This is a genomic window from Lysobacter sp. TAB13 (assembly GCF_052113885.1).
GTDB lineage: Bacteria > Pseudomonadota > Gammaproteobacteria > Xanthomonadales > Xanthomonadaceae > Lysobacter > Lysobacter gummosus.
This window is the reverse complement of record NZ_JBFRDR010000303.1, coordinates 1-397: the sequence shown is the minus strand read 5'-3', so window position 1 is coordinate 397 and position 397 is coordinate 1. Positions and strand designations below refer to the sequence as shown.

At 65.0% G+C, this 397-nt stretch carries 1 protein-coding gene; it reads left to right on the top strand.

Annotated features, from left to right (window positions below; all coding sequences use genetic code 11):
• Positions 1-397: hypothetical protein (locus tag AB4Y92_RS26275; protein WP_441822292.1), on the top strand; the 397-nt coding region annotated here is incomplete at both ends.

Below are 397 nucleotides of genomic sequence, written 5' to 3'. Positions count from 1 at the left end.
GGTCGGTACCGACGAATTCGACGAGATGATCCAGCGCAGCTTTGGCTGGAATCTCGGCGTCGGTTTCATCCCGAATACCGCCCCGGTCGTAGCCGCGGAGCTTGGCCCCGACGATGCGGCATGTCTCCGGGCGATCGCGGAGGCGGATTGCTTCCTGCACAATGTCGACCGGCCGCGCTCGAATCCGAATCTCCTGCGCGGGGCGGGCGGTACGCTGCACGCGATCGATTTCGACGCCTGTCTCTATTTCGACAGGGCTCTGGCCGGCCGCCTGCCCGCCAGCTTTGCACTTCCACGCACGCACCTCCTGGCAGGCATGATGACGTCGATCGAGGGCAAAGCACTCGATCCCGACCTGCCGGTATCCTGGCTGGCGGAAGCACCGCCGGAATGGATC